The sequence below is a fragment of the bacterium genome, from assembly GCA_026398675.1.
Lineage (GTDB): Bacteria > RBG-13-66-14 > RBG-13-66-14 > RBG-13-66-14 > RBG-13-66-14 > RBG-13-66-14.
Genome location: JAPLSK010000379.1, coordinates 1 through 2,686, shown reverse-complemented (window position 1 = coordinate 2,686; position 2,686 = coordinate 1). Strand labels below are relative to the sequence as shown.

2 protein-coding genes are annotated in these 2,686 nt (G+C 68.9%); both read left to right on the top strand.

Annotated features, from left to right (window positions below; genetic code table 11):
• Window positions 1–961, top strand: a 961-nt coding sequence (locus NTW26_11360; protein MCX7022844.1) for a sensor domain-containing diguanylate cyclase, incomplete at its 5' end; no start/stop codon positions are given.
• Window positions 962–1,512: 551 nt separating this feature from the next.
• Window positions 1,513–2,686: DUF1343 domain-containing protein (locus tag NTW26_11355; protein ID MCX7022843.1), on the top strand; the 1,174-nt coding region annotated here is incomplete at its 3' end.

Below are 2,686 nucleotides of genomic sequence, written 5' to 3'. Positions count from 1 at the left end.
CTCCCTCTTTAACCCCGCCGATAATTTGATGCATCTGGCCGCGGTGAAGGGGCTGAACGTGATGGTCAGGCCGGACGCCACCTGGCCCGTGAGGGAGGGGAGCATCACCTGGCGCATGATGAACACGCCGGAGCCCATCGTTGTGCCGGACGTTTCGGTCCAGGCGCCCGGCGAGGGGGGGGCGGTCAAGGGCGCGGGCATCGCCGCGTTCGTCGCGGCTCCCATCTTCTCCGGCGGCCACTTCAACGGCGTCCTCTTCGTGGACGACTTCCAGCCGCGGAGCTACCCCTTCGAAGACGTCCGCCTTCTGGCCATCCTGGCCAACACCGCCTCGGTGGCCATTGACGGCGCCCACCTCAACGAAAAGCTCTCCAGCTTCGCCTTCACCGACGCCCTGACCGAGCTCCCGAACCGCCGCAGCTTCGAGGAGAACCTGGACCGGGAGACGAAGCGCGCCATCCGCTACAACCACACCCTTTCCCTGGTCATCTTCGACCTGGACTACTTCAAGAAGTACAACGACTACTTCGGCCACCGCGAGGGGGACCTCGCCCTGCGGACCATATCTCGGGTCATCCGGGAGACCATCCGGGACACCGATTACCCGGCCCGTTACGGGGGCGAGGAGATTGTGGTCATCCTGCCCGAAACCAGCACGGAAGAAGCGCTGGCCCTTGCGGAGCGGACCCGCCGGGCGGTTGAGAAGCAGCCCTACGGACCGTCGCACCCGCTGAAACGGAAGCTGACCATCTCGGGCGGCGTGGCCTGCATGCCCGACGACACCTCTTTCCGCGAGGAGCTGGTGACGATGGCGGACCAGGCACTCTACCACGCCAAACGTCACGGCCGCAACCGGGTCATCCTCTGGAGCGATTCCCACAAGGAGGCCCGTCCGCAGATACCCCCCGAGCTGAACCTCCCCGAGCTGGGCGGGCTGGACCGGCCCAACCCCCTGATGTGAGACCGCGGCTCCTTTGTTTCCCTCCCCGTGGGGGAGCTCTGCAAGGCACCTGGTGAGGGCTGCATCGTGTCCCCTCTCCCTATTAGGGAGAGTCACAGTGAAGGTCGAAACGGTCCCCCTCTCCCCGTGGGAGAGGGGCAGGGGTGAGGGCTGCCTTTAGAACGCGGCGGGGATAGGAACCGAGCGAAGCGAGCTATGCCCCTGGCAAATCCCCGCCCTACGTCATCGCAGCGGGGCGCGGGTCGGGATGAGGGTCGAGGCTGGGAATGTAAACGCGGCGGCCTGCGGAGGGGCCGCCCTACGTCATCGCAATCCGCGAATCCGACCCGTAGGGGCGATCGTCCACGGTCGCCCGTTCGATTGCGCCTCGTAGGGGCCGACCTTCAGGTCGGCCCGCGGGCGGGTCAGGAGACCCGCCCCTACGTCATCGCAATTACGGATGAGAGTCGCCTAACAAGACGCCCCGTTCCCGCCGGGGCTGGACACCGGCGGCCCAAGTCCCGTACACTCAACGGACCGGTTAAAAACACCACTCGAACCAGCGAGACGCCGTGAGGGGAGCCACCGCACTTTGTACCGTTTTGTCCATCCTCCTCGCCACCGCCTGCGGCGGGGATGGCGGCGAGGCCCCCGTGGCGGACCCGGCCCCCGATACGGCCCCCTTTCCTTTTCGGACGGGGGTCGAGGTGCTTGCGGAAAGCGGATTCGCCGCCCTGGATGGCCGGCGCGTCGCCCTGGTCTGCAACGCGGCGAGCGTGGATGAGTCCGGGACGCCGAACTGGGAAATCATCGGCCGGGCGGAGAACGTCGAACTCGCCTGGCTCTACGCCCCGGAGCACGGTCTGGGGGCCGACTCCTTCGGCGACCTGGGCGACACGGTGGAGAGGGCCACCGGCCTCGAGGTCAAGAGCCTCTACGGTCGCGGGAGGGCGCCGAACCCCGCCGACCTGAGGCTCCTCGACGCCCTCGTTTACGACCTGGCCGACGCGGGCGTCCGCTTCTTCACCTACACCTCCACCCTCTACCTCTGCCTGTCGGCCTGCCGGGAAGCGGGGGTGCCGCTGGTCGTCCTGGACCGTCCCTGCCCGCTGGGGGCGCGGGTCTCCGGCCCGCTCCCGGACGGCGTCTCCGGTTCCTTCGTCGGCAAGCTGCCGGTCCCCATCCGTTACGGGCTCACCCCGGGCGAGCTGGCGCGGTGGATCGCCGACGAGCTCCTCCCCGGGGCGCGGGTGGAGGTCGTCGGGCTGGACGGGTACGCTCCGGAGAGCGTTTTCGACGAACAGGCGGGCGGGCCGACCTGGCGTCCGCCTTCGCCGAACCTTGTCCGCTTCGAGGGGGCCCTGGATTATCCGGGCGTGGGCCTCTTCGAGCCGGCGAACCTCTCGGTGGGCCGGGGGACGGATCGTCCCTTCGAGCGGGTGGGAGCGCCCTGGCTGGACGCCGAGGGGCTGGCGCTCTACTGGGAGGCCCACTGCCAAGCCGCGGCGTCCGCCGTCGCCCTGTTCACCCCCCCCGCCCCCAGCGACGGCCGCTACGATGGGGAGGCCTGCCGGGGGGTGGAGATTACCGTCACCGACCGCAACACCTTCGACCCGCTCCGGCTGGCGGTGTACGGCTACGCATTCCTCGCCGTCCGCCACGCCGGGACGCTTACCGTGGACCGGACGTACCTGCGGCGGATGGTGGGCGACGACTCGCTGGGCCGCCTCATCGCCGGCGAGATCG